We start from the raw sequence: 12,038 nt of genomic DNA on the forward strand, positions 1-12,038 counted from the left end.
GGTGGCGCCGGTGAGCCGGGTCGTGGTGGTCGGGGCGGGCGTCGGCGGCCTGGCCGCGGCGGTCCGGCTCGCGGCGGCGGGCCACGAGGTGACCGTGCACGAGCGCGCGGCGACCGTCGGCGGCAAGCTCGGCCGGTACGAGCGCGACGGCTTCCGCTTCGACACCGGTCCGAGCCTGCTGACGCTCCCGCAGGTCTTCGCCGATCTCGGCACCGCGCTGGACCCGGTGCCGCTGGACCCGGTGGTGCGGCACGTGTTCCCGGACGGCAGCGTCCTGGACTCCTCGGCCGACCCGGAGGTGTTCCGCGAGCGCATCGCCGGCGCGTTCGGGGCGGCGGCCGCCGCGGACTGGGCGCGTTTCTGGCGGCGGGCCGAGCGCATCTGGCGGGCGTCGTGGGGTTCCGTGCTGCAACGCGAGGTCTCCCCCGCGACGCTGGCCCGGCTGTCGTGGCGGGTCGGCGACCTGGCGGCGATCGCCCCGGGCCGCTCGCTGCGCGCCCTCGGCCGGCGCCACCTGCGTGACCCGCGGCTGCGGATGATGCTCGACCGGTACGCCACCTACACCGGCACCGACCCCCGCCGCGCCCCGGCCGCGCTCGCCGCGATCCCCTACGCGGAGCTGGCGTTCGGCGGCTGGTACCTGCCCGGCGGACTCGGCGTCCTGGCGTCGTCGCTGCGGCGCCGCTGTGCCGCGCTGGGCGTCACGGTCCGCACGTCGTCGGCCGTGACGGCGATCCGCACGAGCGGGGGCCGGGTCACCGGCGTCGAGGTCGCGCCCGGCGGCGAGGTCCCGGCCGACGTCGTCGTCTCCGATGTGGACGCCGCCACCCTCTACCGCGACCTGCTGCCCACCCCGGACCGGCTCGCCAGGCTCACGGATCGCAGCCTCGCCGGCTTCGTGCTGCTGCTCGGCGTCCGGGGCGAGACGCCGCGGCTCGCCCACCACACCGTCTTCTTCCCCCGCGACTACGACGCGGAGTTCGACGCGGTCTTCGGCGACCCGGGACGCGGCCGCCGCGCCCGGCCCCCGTCGGATCCCGCCGTCTTCGTCACCCGCGCGGCCGACCCGGCCGTGCACCCGCCCGGCATGGAGGCGTGGTTCGTCCTGGTGAACGCGCCCCGGCACGGCACCGACGCCGGCGCCGTCGACTGGCGCCGGCCCGGTCTCGCGGACGACTACGGTACGCACATCCTGAACGTCCTCGCCGCCCGCGGCCTGGACGTCCGCGACCGGCTGGAGTTCCGGGAGACGCGCACCCCGGCCGACCTCGCCGACGCCACGGCCGCGCCGGGCGGAGCGATCTACGGCACGGCCGGCGGGCTGCTGCGGCCGGCCAACCGCGGCCCGGTCGAGGGGCTGTTCCTGGTGGGCGGCTCCGCCCATCCGGGCGGCGGCCTGCCGATGGTCACCCTGTCCGCGAAGATCGTCGCGGACCGCATCGGCCGCGCGGACCCGGCACGAGCGAGGGTGACGGGCCGGTCTCAGGCGGGTCGACTGCGCCGGTAGTGGCGGGCGGCCTTGGACCGGCTGCCGCATCCCTCCATCGAGCACCAGCGGCGGGTGCCGTTGCGCGAGGTGTCGTAGAAGTACAGCACGCATGCCGGGTGGGCGCAGCGCCGGATCCGCTCGGGCCGGGCACGCAGCAGGTCGAGGTAGGCGGCGGCCGCGGTCCAGGCCGGCAGCCAGGCGGGGTCCACGTCGGACACGCTGACAGCTGATCCGTCCCGGACGGCATACCGGAGGTGCCCGCGCGCCAGGACGTCGTTGAGAGCCTGCTCGGCTGTCGACCCCGGCCGTTCGAGCAGCTCACGCAGCGTCGCCCTGGCCTGCCGGAGCGGCGCCTGCACCTGCGCGGGTTCGCCGGGGAGGCCGTGCCCGGCCAGCCACTGCGCCAGGCCGCCGGGCTCGTCGAACAGGTCGCGGGGCTCGCCGCGCTCGACCCACTCGGTGTTGACCAGGTCCAGCGCCAGCGGCTCGCCGGTCAGCGGGCGTGGCACCATTCCGCGATCTTACCACCGTCGAACGGTTGACAGGTGAGAAAATCTCTCCCTACGATTCTTACCATTCAACCGGCGCAAGAGGGTAAGAGAAACCTCGGGCGCCGACCCCGGCGAAGGAGCACGTCCATGAGCCAGACGACCGACCACAGCACGCTCGCCGGCCCGGCGGTGGTGCATCACCGGACGGCGAGCATCCAGGGCCGCACGGTGTTCTACCGAGAAGCCGGCGACCCGGCGGCGCCCGCCGTGGTGCTGCTGCACGGGTTTCCCGCCTCCTCGCACATGTTCCGGGCGCTGATCCCGGCGCTGGCCGACCGGTACCACCTCATTGCGCCGGATCACCTCGGCTTCGGCTTCTCCGACGCCCCCGCCGTCACCGAGTTCGAGTACTCCTTCGAGAACTTGACGAGGGTCACCCTCGGCCTGCTCGACCACCTCGGGCTCGACCGCTTCGCTCTCTACATCCAGGACTACGGCGCCCCGATCGGGCTGCGGATCGCCTCTCGGCAGCCGCAGCGGGTCACCGCGCTCATCTCGCAGTCGGGCAACGCCTACACGGAGGGGTTCACCCCGTTCTGGGACGTCCTGTTCCGCCACGCGAAGGACCGCGAAGCCAACGAGGCAGGGGTGCGCGAGCTTCTCACTCCCGACGCGACCCGCTGGCAGTACACCCACGGCGTCCCCGCCGACCGCCTCGACCGGCTCAGCCCCGACACCTGGACCGTCGACCAGGCTCGCCTGGATCGCCCGGGGAACGCCGCGGTGCAGCTCCAGCTGTTCTGGGACTACCAGTTCAACCTCGACGAGTACCCGGCGTTCCAGGAGTACTTCCGCACCTCGCGGCCCCCGACACTGGTCACCTGGGGCGAGCACGACGAGATCTTCGGCCCGGACGGCGCCCGCGCCTTCGCCCGCGACCTGCCCGACGCCGAGATCCACCTCCTCGACGCCGGCCACTTCGCGCTCGAGACCCACGGCCCCGAGATCACCGCGCTCATCCGGGACTTCCTCGCCCGCACCCTCGCCTGAGGACCGGGCGACGACCCGGAACTCCCGGCACCCCACCCGAAGGGAACCACCTCATGACAGCGCCGCGCCCTCCGTTGCCGCCCTTCACCGCCGAGACGGCACGCATCAAGGTCCAGGCGGCCGAGGACGCCTGGAACACCCGCGACCCGGCACGTGTGGCGGCCGCGTACACGCCCGACAGCGTCTGGCGCAACCGCGACATCTTCCTCACCGGCCGCGCCGAGATCGAGGCCTTCCTCGCCCGGAAGTGGGCCCGTGAACGCGGCTACGCCCTGCGTAAGGAGCTGTGGGCGTTCGACGGCAACCGATCGCGGTCCGCTTCCCATACGAATGGCACGACCACACAGGCCGCTGGTGGCGCAGCTACGGCAACGAACAATGGGAGTTCGACCCCGACGGCTACATGAGCCGCCGCGAAGCCAGCATCGACGACGTCCCCATCGACCCCGCGGACCGCCGCATCCACGGCCCGCGCCCACCGCACGAACGCGCGGAAGGCCTCCCCCTGCGGTAGACCCGGAAGGCGGGCGGGTCAGAGGGGCTGGACGCCGATCGGCAGCTCGCCGGTGGCGATGTGGTCGAGCAGCGTCGCGCGCAGCGCCTCGGCCGCGTGGGGCAGGACCGCGCGGCGCCGGTGGGCGAGCGCGACCGTGCGGCGCATGCCCGGCGGCGCCAGCGGGGTCGCGCGCAGCAGCGGCCGGTTGACCAGGACCATGCTCGGTACGAGCGCCACGCCCAGTCCCGCCTCCACGAAGGCCAGCACCGCGTCCATCTCGCCGCCCTCGACCGCGAAGCGCGGGACGAAGCCGGCGCGCCGGCACGCCTCCAGGGTCACGTCGCGCAGGTCGTAGCCGGGGCGGAACATGACGAGCGGGGTGTCGCGCAGGTCGGTGAGGGCCAGCTCGCGGAAGACGGTCGGCGGCGGCCCGGAGGCCACCGAGGCGACCACGAGGCTCTCGCGCAGCACCGGCGCGGCATGCAGGGCCGGGTCCACCCCCTGCTCCGGCTGGACGATGAGGGCGAGGTCGAGGTCGCGGGCGAGCAGGTCGGCGATGAGGTCCTGGGAGCTGCCCTCGTTGACGTGCAGCGCGATGTCGGGGTGTTCGGCGCGGAAGCGGCGCAGCACGGCCGGCACCAGCGAGGAACACAGGCTGGGGGTGGCGCCGACCCGGACCCGGCCGCGGCGCAGGCCGACGATCTCCTGCACCGCGTCCCGGGCCGTGTCGGCGTCCGCGATCATCCGGCGGGCCAGCGGCAGGAGGGTCTCCCCGGCGGCGGTGAGGGCCACCGCACCGCGCGCCCGCTCGAAGAGAGGGGCGCCGAGCGTCGTTTCGAGGGTGTGAATCTGCTTACTTAAAGTCGGCTGTGAGACGCCGAGCACATCGGCCGCCTGAGTGAAATGCCGGGTTTCCACCACTGCTAGGAAGTACCGGAGCTGTTGAAGCTGCACTTCGATAGCCTACGTCTATGAGTACCTACACGATCATGCATTAGACGAATCGCGTCGGCGTTCTTACCGTCCAGGTGTGGCGGTAGATACCAGAACTCCTCCCCCCAAGGCGACGGCCGAGCCCGCGAGCAAGGCCCTCGACAAGAAGGCGCCCGCCAAGCGGCGCCCCCGGGGCCTGCGATCCTCGATCGCCCTCAAGCTGCTCATGGCGGTCACCGGCCTGCTGCTGGTCGGCTTCCTGTACGCGCACATGATCGGAAACCTGAAGATCTTCGTCGGCGCGCAGGAGTTCGACCACTACGCGCACTGGCTGCGCACCATCGGTGTGCCGCTGCTGCCGGAGACCTGGTACCTGTGGATCCAACGCGGCGTGCTGACCCTGGCCCTGGTCGCGCACATCGTCGCCGCGACGGTCCTCACCCGGCGCGCCCGCAAGGCGCGGCCGGTGCGCTACGTGCGCCGCACCAAGGTCCAGGGCAGCTACGCGGCGCGGACCATGCGCTGGGGCGGCGTGATCATCGCGCTGTTCGTGGTCTACCACATCCTCGACCTGACCACCGGCACGCTGAACCCGGTCGGCGACCGGGAGCACCCGTACGCCAACGTGGTCGCCGACTTCGAGCCCGATCGCTGGTACGTGACGCTCTTCTACACGCTCGCCATCGTGAGCGTCGGCTTCCACCTGCGGCACGGGCTGTTCAGCGCCGTCCGCACCATGGGCCAGCGCACGCTGCGCGGCGAGCGCATCGCCCGCGCCGTCGCGCTGGTGCTCTCCGTCGTCCTCGTCGTCGGCTACCTCGCGGTGCCGTTCGCCGTGCTCACCGGATTGGTGGACTGACATGACCGAGTCCTTCTGGAAAGACGGCGACCCGATCGCCGACACGGCCGCCCCCGACGGACCGATCGAGACCCGCTGGGACCGTCGCAAGTTCGCCGCCAAGCTGGTCAACCCGGCCAACCGGCGCAAGCTCAGCGTCATCGTCGTGGGCACCGGCCTGGCCGGCGGCTCGGCCGCGGCGACGCTGGCCGAGGCCGGCTACAAGGTGCGCTCGTACTGCTACCAGGACAGCCCGCGGCGCGCGCACTCGATCGCCGCGCAGGGCGGCATCAACGCCGCGAAGAACTACCGCAACGACGGCGACTCGATCCACCGGCTGTTCTACGACACGGTCAAGGGCGGCGACTTCCGCGCCCGCGAGTCCAACGTGTACCGGCTGGCCCAGGTCAGCGTGAACATCATCGACCAGTGCGTCGCGCAGGGCGTGCCGTTCGCCCGCGAGTACGGCGGCCTGCTCGACAACCGCTCCTTCGGCGGCACCCAGGTGTCGCGCACCTTCTACGCCCGGGGCCAGACGGGCCAGCAGCTGCTGCTGGGCGCGTACCAGGCGATGGAGCGCCAGATCGGGCTCGGCAACATCGAGATGTTCGCCCGGCACGAGATGCTCGAGCTGATCGTGGTGGACGGCAAGGCCCGCGGCATCGTGGTGCGCGACATGGTCACCGGTGAGATCACCACCGACCTGGCCGACGCGGTCGTGCTCGCCTCCGGCGGCTACGGCAACGTCTTCTTCCTGTCCACCAACGCCAAGGGCTGCAACGTCACGGCGAGCTGGCGGGCGCACCGCAAGGGCGCGCTGTTCGCGAACCCCTGCTACACGCAGATCCACCCGACGTGCATCCCCGAGTCCGGCTCGCACCAGAGCAAGCTCACGCTGATGAGCGAGTCGCTGCGCAACGACGGCCGGGTCTGGGTGCCGAAGCGCCGCGAGGACTGCGGCAAGCCGGCCGCCGAGATCGCCGAGGCGGACCGCGACTACTACCTGGAGCGGATCTACCCGTCGTTCGGCAACCTGGTCCCCCGCGACATCGCGTCGCGGGCCGCCAAGAACGTCTGCGACGAGGGCCGCGGCGTGGGCCCCGGCGGCCTCGGCGTCTACCTCGACTTCGCGGACGCCATCGCCCGGCTGGGCCGCGACGCCGTCGAGGCCAAGTACGGCAACCTGTTCGAGATGTACCAGCGCATCACCGGCGAGGACCCGTACGAGGTCCCGATGCGCATCTACCCGGCCGTGCACTACACGATGGGCGGCCTCTGGGTCGACTACGACCTCCAGTCGACGATCCCCGGCCTGTTCGTCGTCGGCGAGGCCAACTTCTCCGACCACGGCGCCAACCGGCTGGGCGCCTCCGCGCTCATGCAGGGCCTCGCGGACGGCTACTTCGTGCTGCCCCACACGCTCGCGAACTACCTCGCCTCCGGCCCGTACGAGAAGATCGCGCCGGACCACGAGGAGGTCGTCGCCGCGCGGACGCAGGTCGAGGAGCGGATCCAGAAGCTGCTGTCGATCGACGGCGACCGGACCGTGGACTCCTTCCACCGCGAGCTCGGCCACATCATGTGGGAGTACTGCGGCATGGAACGCACCGAGGAGGGCCTGACCAAGGCCATCGGCCTCATCCGCGGCCTGCGCGAGGAGTTCTGGACCCGGGTCAAGGTGCCCGGCACCGGCGAGCAGCTCAACCAGAACCTGGAGAAGGCCGGCCGCGTCGCCGACTTCCTCGAACTGGGCGAGCTGATGTGCATCGACGCGCTGCACCGCGCCGAGTCGGCGGGTGGTCACTTCCGCGCCGAGAGCCAGACCCCGGACGGCGAGGCCCTGCGCCACGACGACGAGTTCAGCTACGTCGCCGCCTGGGAGTACGGCGAGATCCCCACCCTCCACAAGGAACAGCTGGACTTCGAGTACGTCCACCCGAGCACGCGGAGCTACAAGTAATGGACATCCAGGTACGCGTGTGGCGTCAGTCCGGCCCCGAGGACCAGGGCCGGATGGTCACGTACGACGTGAAGGACATCTCGCCCGACGCCAGCTTCCTCGAGATGCTGGACGTCCTCAACGAGAAGTTGATCCTCGACGGCGACGACCCGATCGCCTTCGACCACGACTGCCGCGAGGGCATCTGCGGCATGTGCGGCATGATGATCAACGGCGTGGCACACGGCCCCGAGCGGGCCACGACCACCTGCCAGCTGCACATGCGCCACTTCGACGACGGCGCCGTGATCGACGTCGAGCCGTGGCGCGCCTCCGCCTTCCCGGTCGTCAAGGACCTGGTGGTCAACCGGGGCGCGTTCGACCGGATCATCCAGGCCGGCGGCTACATCACCGCCCCCACGGGCACGGCCCCGGACGCGCACGCCACCCCGGTCCCCAAGCCGGACGCGGACGCGGCCTTCGAGGCGGCCACCTGCATCGGCTGCGGCGCCTGCGTGGCGGCCTGCCCCAACGGCTCGTCCATGCTCTTCACCGCCGCAAAGGTGGCCCACCTCGGCCTGCTGCCCCAGGGCCAGCCGGAGCGGGACAGCCGGGTCGTCGACATGCTGGAGGCCCAGGACGAGGCGGGCTTCGGCGGATGCACCAACATGGGGGAATGCACCACGGTCTGCCCCAAGGGAATCCCGCTGACGCTGATCGGCCGCCTCAACAGCGACTACCGCAAGGCCATGAAGAAGCGCTGACCCACCCGGAGCACCACCACACCGGCGACCCGTCCCCCGACGGGTCGCCGGTCGTCGTTGCGGAGGCGGTGCCGGCCGGCGCGACCCGGATCGGGGTCGACGGCGTCGACGGCGTCGGCAAGACCACCTACGCCCGCGCTCTGGCCGCCGCGCTGACGGCCGCAGGGCGGCCCGCGATCCACATCTCCGCGGACGGCTTCCATCACCCCCGGGCGATCCGCTACCGGCTCGGCCGGGACTCGCCCGAGGGCTTCTGGCGCGATTCGTACGACCATGCCGCGCTGATCGCCAACGTCCTGGCGCCGTTCGGCCCGGGCGGCACGCGCCGATACCGTACGGCCGTGCACGACGTCGGCACGGACGAGGTGCTCGACCTGCCGTGGCACACCGCCGCGGCGGACGCGGTCGTCGTCGTGGACGGGCTGTTCCTGCACCGCGACGAGCTGGTGGGTCACTGGGACTTCTCGGTGTTCCTCGCCGCGCCGTTCGAGGTGACGGTCCCCCGCATGGCGGCGCGCGACGGCTCCCATCCCGACCCGGCCCATCCCACCCAGCGGCGGTACGTGCAGGGTCAGCGCCGCTACTTCGCCGCCTGCGAGCCGTGGAACCGGGCGTCCGTGGTGATCGACCACTCCGACCTGGCCGCGCCGCGGCGGGCGGCGGTCGGCGGCTGAGAGCACCCGAGCTGGGCCGCACCCCGGCGGTCACCCGGCCGACGTCCGCCCGCCGTCCATTCTGGCGACGTACCTGGACCGTCACCGACATCACACGGGCTGACGCTGCCCAGGTCAGAGCACCCGGCGCAGGCCCATCCCGGCGAGTTGATCTCCGAGTGAGCGAAATTGGCGGGCGCCTCCGGCAGGAATCCCCGAGGATGAAGATCCACATTTGACACATCTACGAAGGAAGGAGCTGCGCTTCGGCCTACAGCGCAATTCGCTGTATCCGTGGCCGCTACCGGGCACCAACCCCGGGCACCGGCCACACGCCATCGGGGGAGGGCACATGCGCCACTGGCGTAACGATCTTTTCGACACCATCAGGAACCGACTCACCAGAACCCGCGCCGACTCGCCCGCTTCCGCGAGTCATGCACGATCCCAGGACGCCCACCGGCCCTCCTGCGACACCGCCGCGCGAGCCCTGCGCGCTGAGGACGCCCGCCTTCTCAGGTTGCCAACCGACGATCGGCCCGGCACCACCTTGATCGACTACTACCCGCGGCGGTAGCCCCGCACCAGCGCGAAACAGCCGAGCACGACGCCGCGGCGGCGCTGCGGGTGTCTGCATCTGCTCACCAGCGGATGGCATGCGTCGAGGCCTCACCCGGAGTCGAACCGGAAGTCACCCGCTTTGCAGGCGGGGCGCTCCACCGGGAACGTCGCAAGGCCGCCGGGTGCGCAAGAGCGAACCCGGCTTGTCCCGCACGAAGACGCGGGACGCACACGTGCCCCCGGCTGGACTCGAACCAGCGGCCTCGACGCCCGGAACGTCGAACTGCTCCACCCCGCAGGTACGCCGTCGGGGGCTCGACCCCCGGACCAGCCGCTTGAGAGGCGGCTGCTCTACCCGCTGAGCTAACGGCGCATGGCGGAGGAGGAGGGAGTCGAACCCCCAAGGCTGTCGAGCTCGTCCCGCTTCGAACGGGGTGCCGTCACCACATCGGCTGGCTCCTCCAGGTGGTGCGTCGGGCTGGCCGGATTCGAACCGGCGTCCTCTCGGTCCCGAACCGAGCGCGCTGACCAAGCTGCGCCACAACCCGTGAAGTCGGGACGGCCGGATTCGAACCGGCGACCCCCGGTCCCCCAGACCGGTGCGCTACCAAGCTGCGCCACGTCCCGATGCGTACCCCTGGCAGGAGTCGAACCTGCGACCTTCCGGTTCGTAGCCGGACGCTCTTTCCACTGAGCTACAGGGGCATGGTCTCGCCGGCAGGAGTCGAACCTGCGCCCTCCTCGTCATCAGCGAGGCGCCCCTACCCACTGGGCCACGGCGAGAAGATGAAGCGGAAGGTGCAGGGATCGAACCTGCGCAGGACCATCAGCCCTGTCGACGGCTGAGCAAGCCGCAGCCTTTCCACTCGGCCAACCCTCCAAGCGTCGACGACGGGGCTCGAACCCGCGGCCACCCGCTCGACAGGCGGGTGCTCTACCACTGAGCTACATCGACATGAGTGGACCTGATCGGACTCGAACCGACCACCTTCCGTGTGCAAGACGGACGCTCTCCCAGATGAGCTACAGGCCCAGAGATCGTGCTGCGTACCCGGAACAGGATTCGAACCTGCACTGCCCGCGTCCTGAGCGCGGTGCCTCCTGCCAGTTGGGCTACCCGGGCATGGTGGTGCGTTTCCGCGCACCAGAGCCAACGGCACGACCTGTCGTGCTGCGCTGGCGTGGAACCGACGGCCGCGCCCGGACCGGCTGCCGCTGCCACGGCGGCTGCCCGGTCCTGCGTCGGCGTCGCGTGCCCCCGGCGCGATTCGAACGCGCACTGGACGGTCCCTCAGACCGTTGCCTCTGCCGTTGGGCTACGAGGGCGGGAAGCTGCGAGCGGAGGATTCGAACCTCCATCGCCCGGGTCAGAGCCGGGTGTGCTGCCGGTTGCACCAGCTCGCATAGTCCGGCCGGCGGGGGTAGCGGTCCCGCCGGCCGGATCTCAGCGCGCGGTGAGCTCCGTCCAGCCGGGGACCCAGGGAGAGGTCCGCAGCGGCATCCCGGCCTCGGCCGGGGTCCGGTCACCCTTGCGCTGGTTGCAGCGGCCGCAGGCCGCCACGGTGTTGAGCCAGGAGTTCGCCCCGCCGCGCGAGCGCGGCACCGCGGTCACCGGGTCCACCTCTTTCCTATGTCGTCGTCATCGCTGGACACGAGTGGCTACGGGGAGTCGAACCCCGGTCTCCGCCATGGCAAGGCGGCGCACTGACCGTTGTGCTACAGCCACGAACATGCGCCTGGCAAGGCGCCGAGAACCTTCGGCGGGCCTCGAACCGCGACGCCCGCCGTACCGGGACGGGGCCCGGCCCTCCGGGCGAAGGCGAGACAGCCCGCCCGAACCGCGCGGTGCCTGCCACGTGGACCCGGGCGGAATCGAACCGCCGACCCCCGGTCTGCCGAACCGGTGCGCTACCGCTGCGCCACAAGCCCAGAAATGCGTCCGGACCCCCCGAGTCGAACGGGGTGTCTCCTCTTCGAAGAAGTAGGCGGGTTGCCGTCTCCCTCGGTCCGGTCACGCCCGGCGTGCACACTTCGGTGCCCACGCCGGGTCGTCGGCAGCCCGATGGAAAGGGGCTGCCGCAGATACATGCCATCCACTGTCGAGTTGACAACGAGCAATTCCCTGAAAGGCATTCAGGGCACGCACGGGCGGCAGGATTCGAACCTGCAACCTCCGGTTTTGGAGACCGGTGCTCTAGACCGTTGAGCTACACCCGTAGGACATCGTCGGGGAATGAAAAAGCCGCCCGTTCCTCAGCTGCGAAGGTGGGCGGCGTAGGCGCAGATTCCGCTGCGTTACCCGCTCCACCGCTCCAGGCCGCGACCAAGCTCGCGACCTCGCAGGTGCAGCTTCACCGCCTTGACGGGCATGGCAATCCCATACGCCGCCCACGGTTGGGCGATCGCGCAGTTCGGCTGCCACGACATGACGGTTCACTTCCTCTCGAGAATGCTGCTGCGGCGTCGGCATCCGACGATGCCCGACGCCCTTCTTCTTCGTCAACGCTTTTGTGAGCTGCTTTCATCGGCGCTGACAGAAGTTTGCCCGACACGAACACCTCGCGCCAGCGAATAACGAACAGCGACCCAGCAAAATGGACTTCCACCGTCACGGCGCGGTCCGGCGTCACTTCCGCGGGCGGGTCCGCTGCGTGGCGCGTTCGATGACGTCGCCGCGTCTCCCGCCGGGACGGGTCACCGGTAGGCGCTCACGATATCGATCGGGCCGGGAGTGTCCCGCCCCACGATCATGGCGGATGGGTGCGACAACCTACGGCGCGGCCGGATGTCCCCGTGGCCAGCTCTTCGACTCGTTCGCCTGCCG

Annotated in this window: 8 protein-coding genes, 16 tRNA genes and 2 pseudogenes; 7 read left to right on the top strand and 19 right to left on the bottom strand. The window is 71.2% G+C overall.

Translation table 11 applies throughout. The features are described from left to right. Window positions 1-10 precede the first annotated feature (10 nt). Window positions 11-1,507 carry a phytoene desaturase family protein gene (locus tag IEY99_RS10645; protein WP_189201876.1) on the top strand — a complete coding sequence of 499 codons (1,497 nt, stop codon included), beginning with the start codon at window positions 11-13 and terminating at the stop codon, window positions 1,505-1,507. On the opposite strand, the gene IEY99_RS10650 is transcribed toward IEY99_RS10645, so the two are convergent. Next, entirely contained in the window at window positions 1,483-2,001 is a 519-nt protein-coding gene (locus IEY99_RS10650) for a CGNR zinc finger domain-containing protein (RefSeq protein ID WP_189201878.1), read from the bottom strand. The two genes, IEY99_RS10645 and IEY99_RS10650, sit on opposite strands and share 25 nt — an antisense overlap. Before the next feature lie 126 nt (window positions 2,002-2,127). Between IEY99_RS10650 and IEY99_RS10655 the strand changes: the two genes are divergently transcribed. Beyond that, window positions 2,128-3,030, top strand: coding sequence for an alpha/beta fold hydrolase (locus IEY99_RS10655; protein WP_189201879.1), 903 nt, complete (start codon window positions 2,128-2,130; stop codon window positions 3,028-3,030). A gap of 53 nt (window positions 3,031-3,083) precedes the next feature. Further along, a pseudogene (locus IEY99_RS10660) lies at window positions 3,084-3,544 on the top strand (nuclear transport factor 2 family protein). An 18-nt stretch (window positions 3,545-3,562) separates the two neighbouring features. On the opposite strand, the gene IEY99_RS10665 reads toward IEY99_RS10660, so the two are convergent. Beyond that, a complete protein-coding gene (locus tag IEY99_RS10665) occupies window positions 3,563-4,486 on the bottom strand; it encodes a LysR family transcriptional regulator (RefSeq protein ID WP_189202215.1) in 924 nt (307 codons plus the stop codon). A 169-nt stretch (window positions 4,487-4,655) separates the two neighbouring features. On the opposite strand from IEY99_RS10665, the gene IEY99_RS10670 reads away from it, so the two are divergent. From IEY99_RS10670 to IEY99_RS10685, 4 genes are all read left to right on the top strand, one after another. Further along, window positions 4,656-5,318 (top strand): succinate dehydrogenase cytochrome b subunit, encoded by a 663-nt coding sequence (locus tag IEY99_RS10670; protein WP_268245106.1) that lies wholly within the window; start codon window positions 4,656-4,658, stop codon window positions 5,316-5,318. 1 nt (window position 5,319) lies between these two features. Then, entirely contained in the window at window positions 5,320-7,257 is a 1,938-nt protein-coding gene (locus IEY99_RS10675) for a fumarate reductase/succinate dehydrogenase flavoprotein subunit (protein ID WP_189201884.1), read from the top strand. Next, entirely contained in the window at window positions 7,257-8,000 is a 744-nt protein-coding gene (locus IEY99_RS10680) for a succinate dehydrogenase/fumarate reductase iron-sulfur subunit (protein ID WP_189201886.1), read from the top strand. The genes IEY99_RS10675 and IEY99_RS10680 overlap by 1 nt, the downstream gene beginning before the upstream one ends. 68 nt (window positions 8,001-8,068) lie before the next feature. Continuing rightward, window positions 8,069-8,674: a nucleoside/nucleotide kinase family protein gene (locus IEY99_RS10685; protein WP_229798450.1), complete on the top strand. Its 606-nt coding sequence runs from the start codon at window positions 8,069-8,071 to the stop codon at window positions 8,672-8,674. A 643-nt stretch (window positions 8,675-9,317) separates the two neighbouring features. On the opposite strand, the gene IEY99_RS10690 is transcribed toward IEY99_RS10685, so the two are convergent. From IEY99_RS10690 to IEY99_RS10770, 17 genes and pseudogenes are all read right to left on the bottom strand, one after another. Continuing rightward, window positions 9,318-9,391, bottom strand: a tRNA-Cys gene (locus tag IEY99_RS10690). 123 nt (window positions 9,392-9,514) lie between these two features. Further along, window positions 9,515-9,587, bottom strand: a tRNA-Glu gene (locus IEY99_RS10695). A 1-nt stretch (window position 9,588) separates the two neighbouring features. Next, a tRNA-Ser gene (locus tag IEY99_RS10700) sits at window positions 9,589-9,677 on the bottom strand. Between the two features lie 10 nt (window positions 9,678-9,687). Further along, window positions 9,688-9,762: transfer RNA gene (locus IEY99_RS10705), tRNA-Pro, on the bottom strand. 5 nt (window positions 9,763-9,767) lie between these two features. Next, a tRNA-Pro gene (locus tag IEY99_RS10710) sits at window positions 9,768-9,841 on the bottom strand. Between the two features lie 5 nt (window positions 9,842-9,846). Beyond that, window positions 9,847-9,919 (bottom strand) — tRNA-Arg (locus IEY99_RS10715). A gap of 1 nt (window position 9,920) precedes the next feature. Continuing rightward, window positions 9,921-9,997, bottom strand: a tRNA-Ile gene (locus IEY99_RS10720). A 9-nt stretch (window positions 9,998-10,006) separates the two neighbouring features. Further along, a tRNA-Ser gene (locus IEY99_RS10725) sits at window positions 10,007-10,094 on the bottom strand. A gap of 3 nt (window positions 10,095-10,097) precedes the next feature. After that, window positions 10,098-10,169 (bottom strand) — tRNA-Asp (locus IEY99_RS10730). A gap of 5 nt (window positions 10,170-10,174) precedes the next feature. Further along, window positions 10,175-10,247: transfer RNA gene (locus tag IEY99_RS10735), tRNA-Ala, on the bottom strand. A gap of 15 nt (window positions 10,248-10,262) precedes the next feature. Beyond that, window positions 10,263-10,337: transfer RNA gene (locus tag IEY99_RS10740), tRNA-Leu, on the bottom strand. 130 nt (window positions 10,338-10,467) lie between these two features. Then, a tRNA-Leu gene (locus IEY99_RS10745) sits at window positions 10,468-10,540 on the bottom strand. 6 nt (window positions 10,541-10,546) lie between these two features. Continuing rightward, window positions 10,547-10,618: transfer RNA gene (locus tag IEY99_RS10750), tRNA-Gln, on the bottom strand. A 40-nt stretch (window positions 10,619-10,658) separates the two neighbouring features. Continuing rightward, window positions 10,659-10,817 (bottom strand): annotated as a pseudogene (locus IEY99_RS10755) (HNH endonuclease); the annotation flags it as partial. 51 nt (window positions 10,818-10,868) lie between these two features. Next, a tRNA-Gly gene (locus tag IEY99_RS10760) sits at window positions 10,869-10,940 on the bottom strand. Window positions 10,941-11,071: 131 nt separating this feature from the next. Further along, window positions 11,072-11,143, bottom strand: a tRNA-Ala gene (locus IEY99_RS10765). 214 nt (window positions 11,144-11,357) lie between these two features. Then, a tRNA-Trp gene (locus IEY99_RS10770) sits at window positions 11,358-11,431 on the bottom strand. Between the last annotated feature and the right edge of the window lie 607 nt (window positions 11,432-12,038).

This window comes from Couchioplanes azureus (genome assembly GCF_014648355.1).
Taxonomy (GTDB): domain Bacteria; phylum Actinomycetota; class Actinomycetes; order Mycobacteriales; family Micromonosporaceae; genus Actinoplanes; species Actinoplanes azureus.

Bases quoted from the DNA above. Each gene is read 5' to 3' on its own strand.
- IEY99_RS10655 (WP_189201879.1), top strand. From the start codon at position 2,128: ATGAGCCAGACGACCGACCACAGCACGCTCGCCGGCCCGGCGGTGGTG.
- IEY99_RS10650 (WP_189201878.1), bottom strand. From the start codon at position 2,001: ATGGTGCCACGCCCGCTGACCGGCGAGCCGCTGGCGCTGGACCTGGTC.
- IEY99_RS10680 (WP_189201886.1), top strand. From the start codon at position 7,257: ATGGACATCCAGGTACGCGTGTGGCGTCAGTCCGGCCCCGAGGACCAG.
- IEY99_RS10675 (WP_189201884.1), top strand. From the start codon at position 5,320: ATGACCGAGTCCTTCTGGAAAGACGGCGACCCGATCGCCGACACGGCC.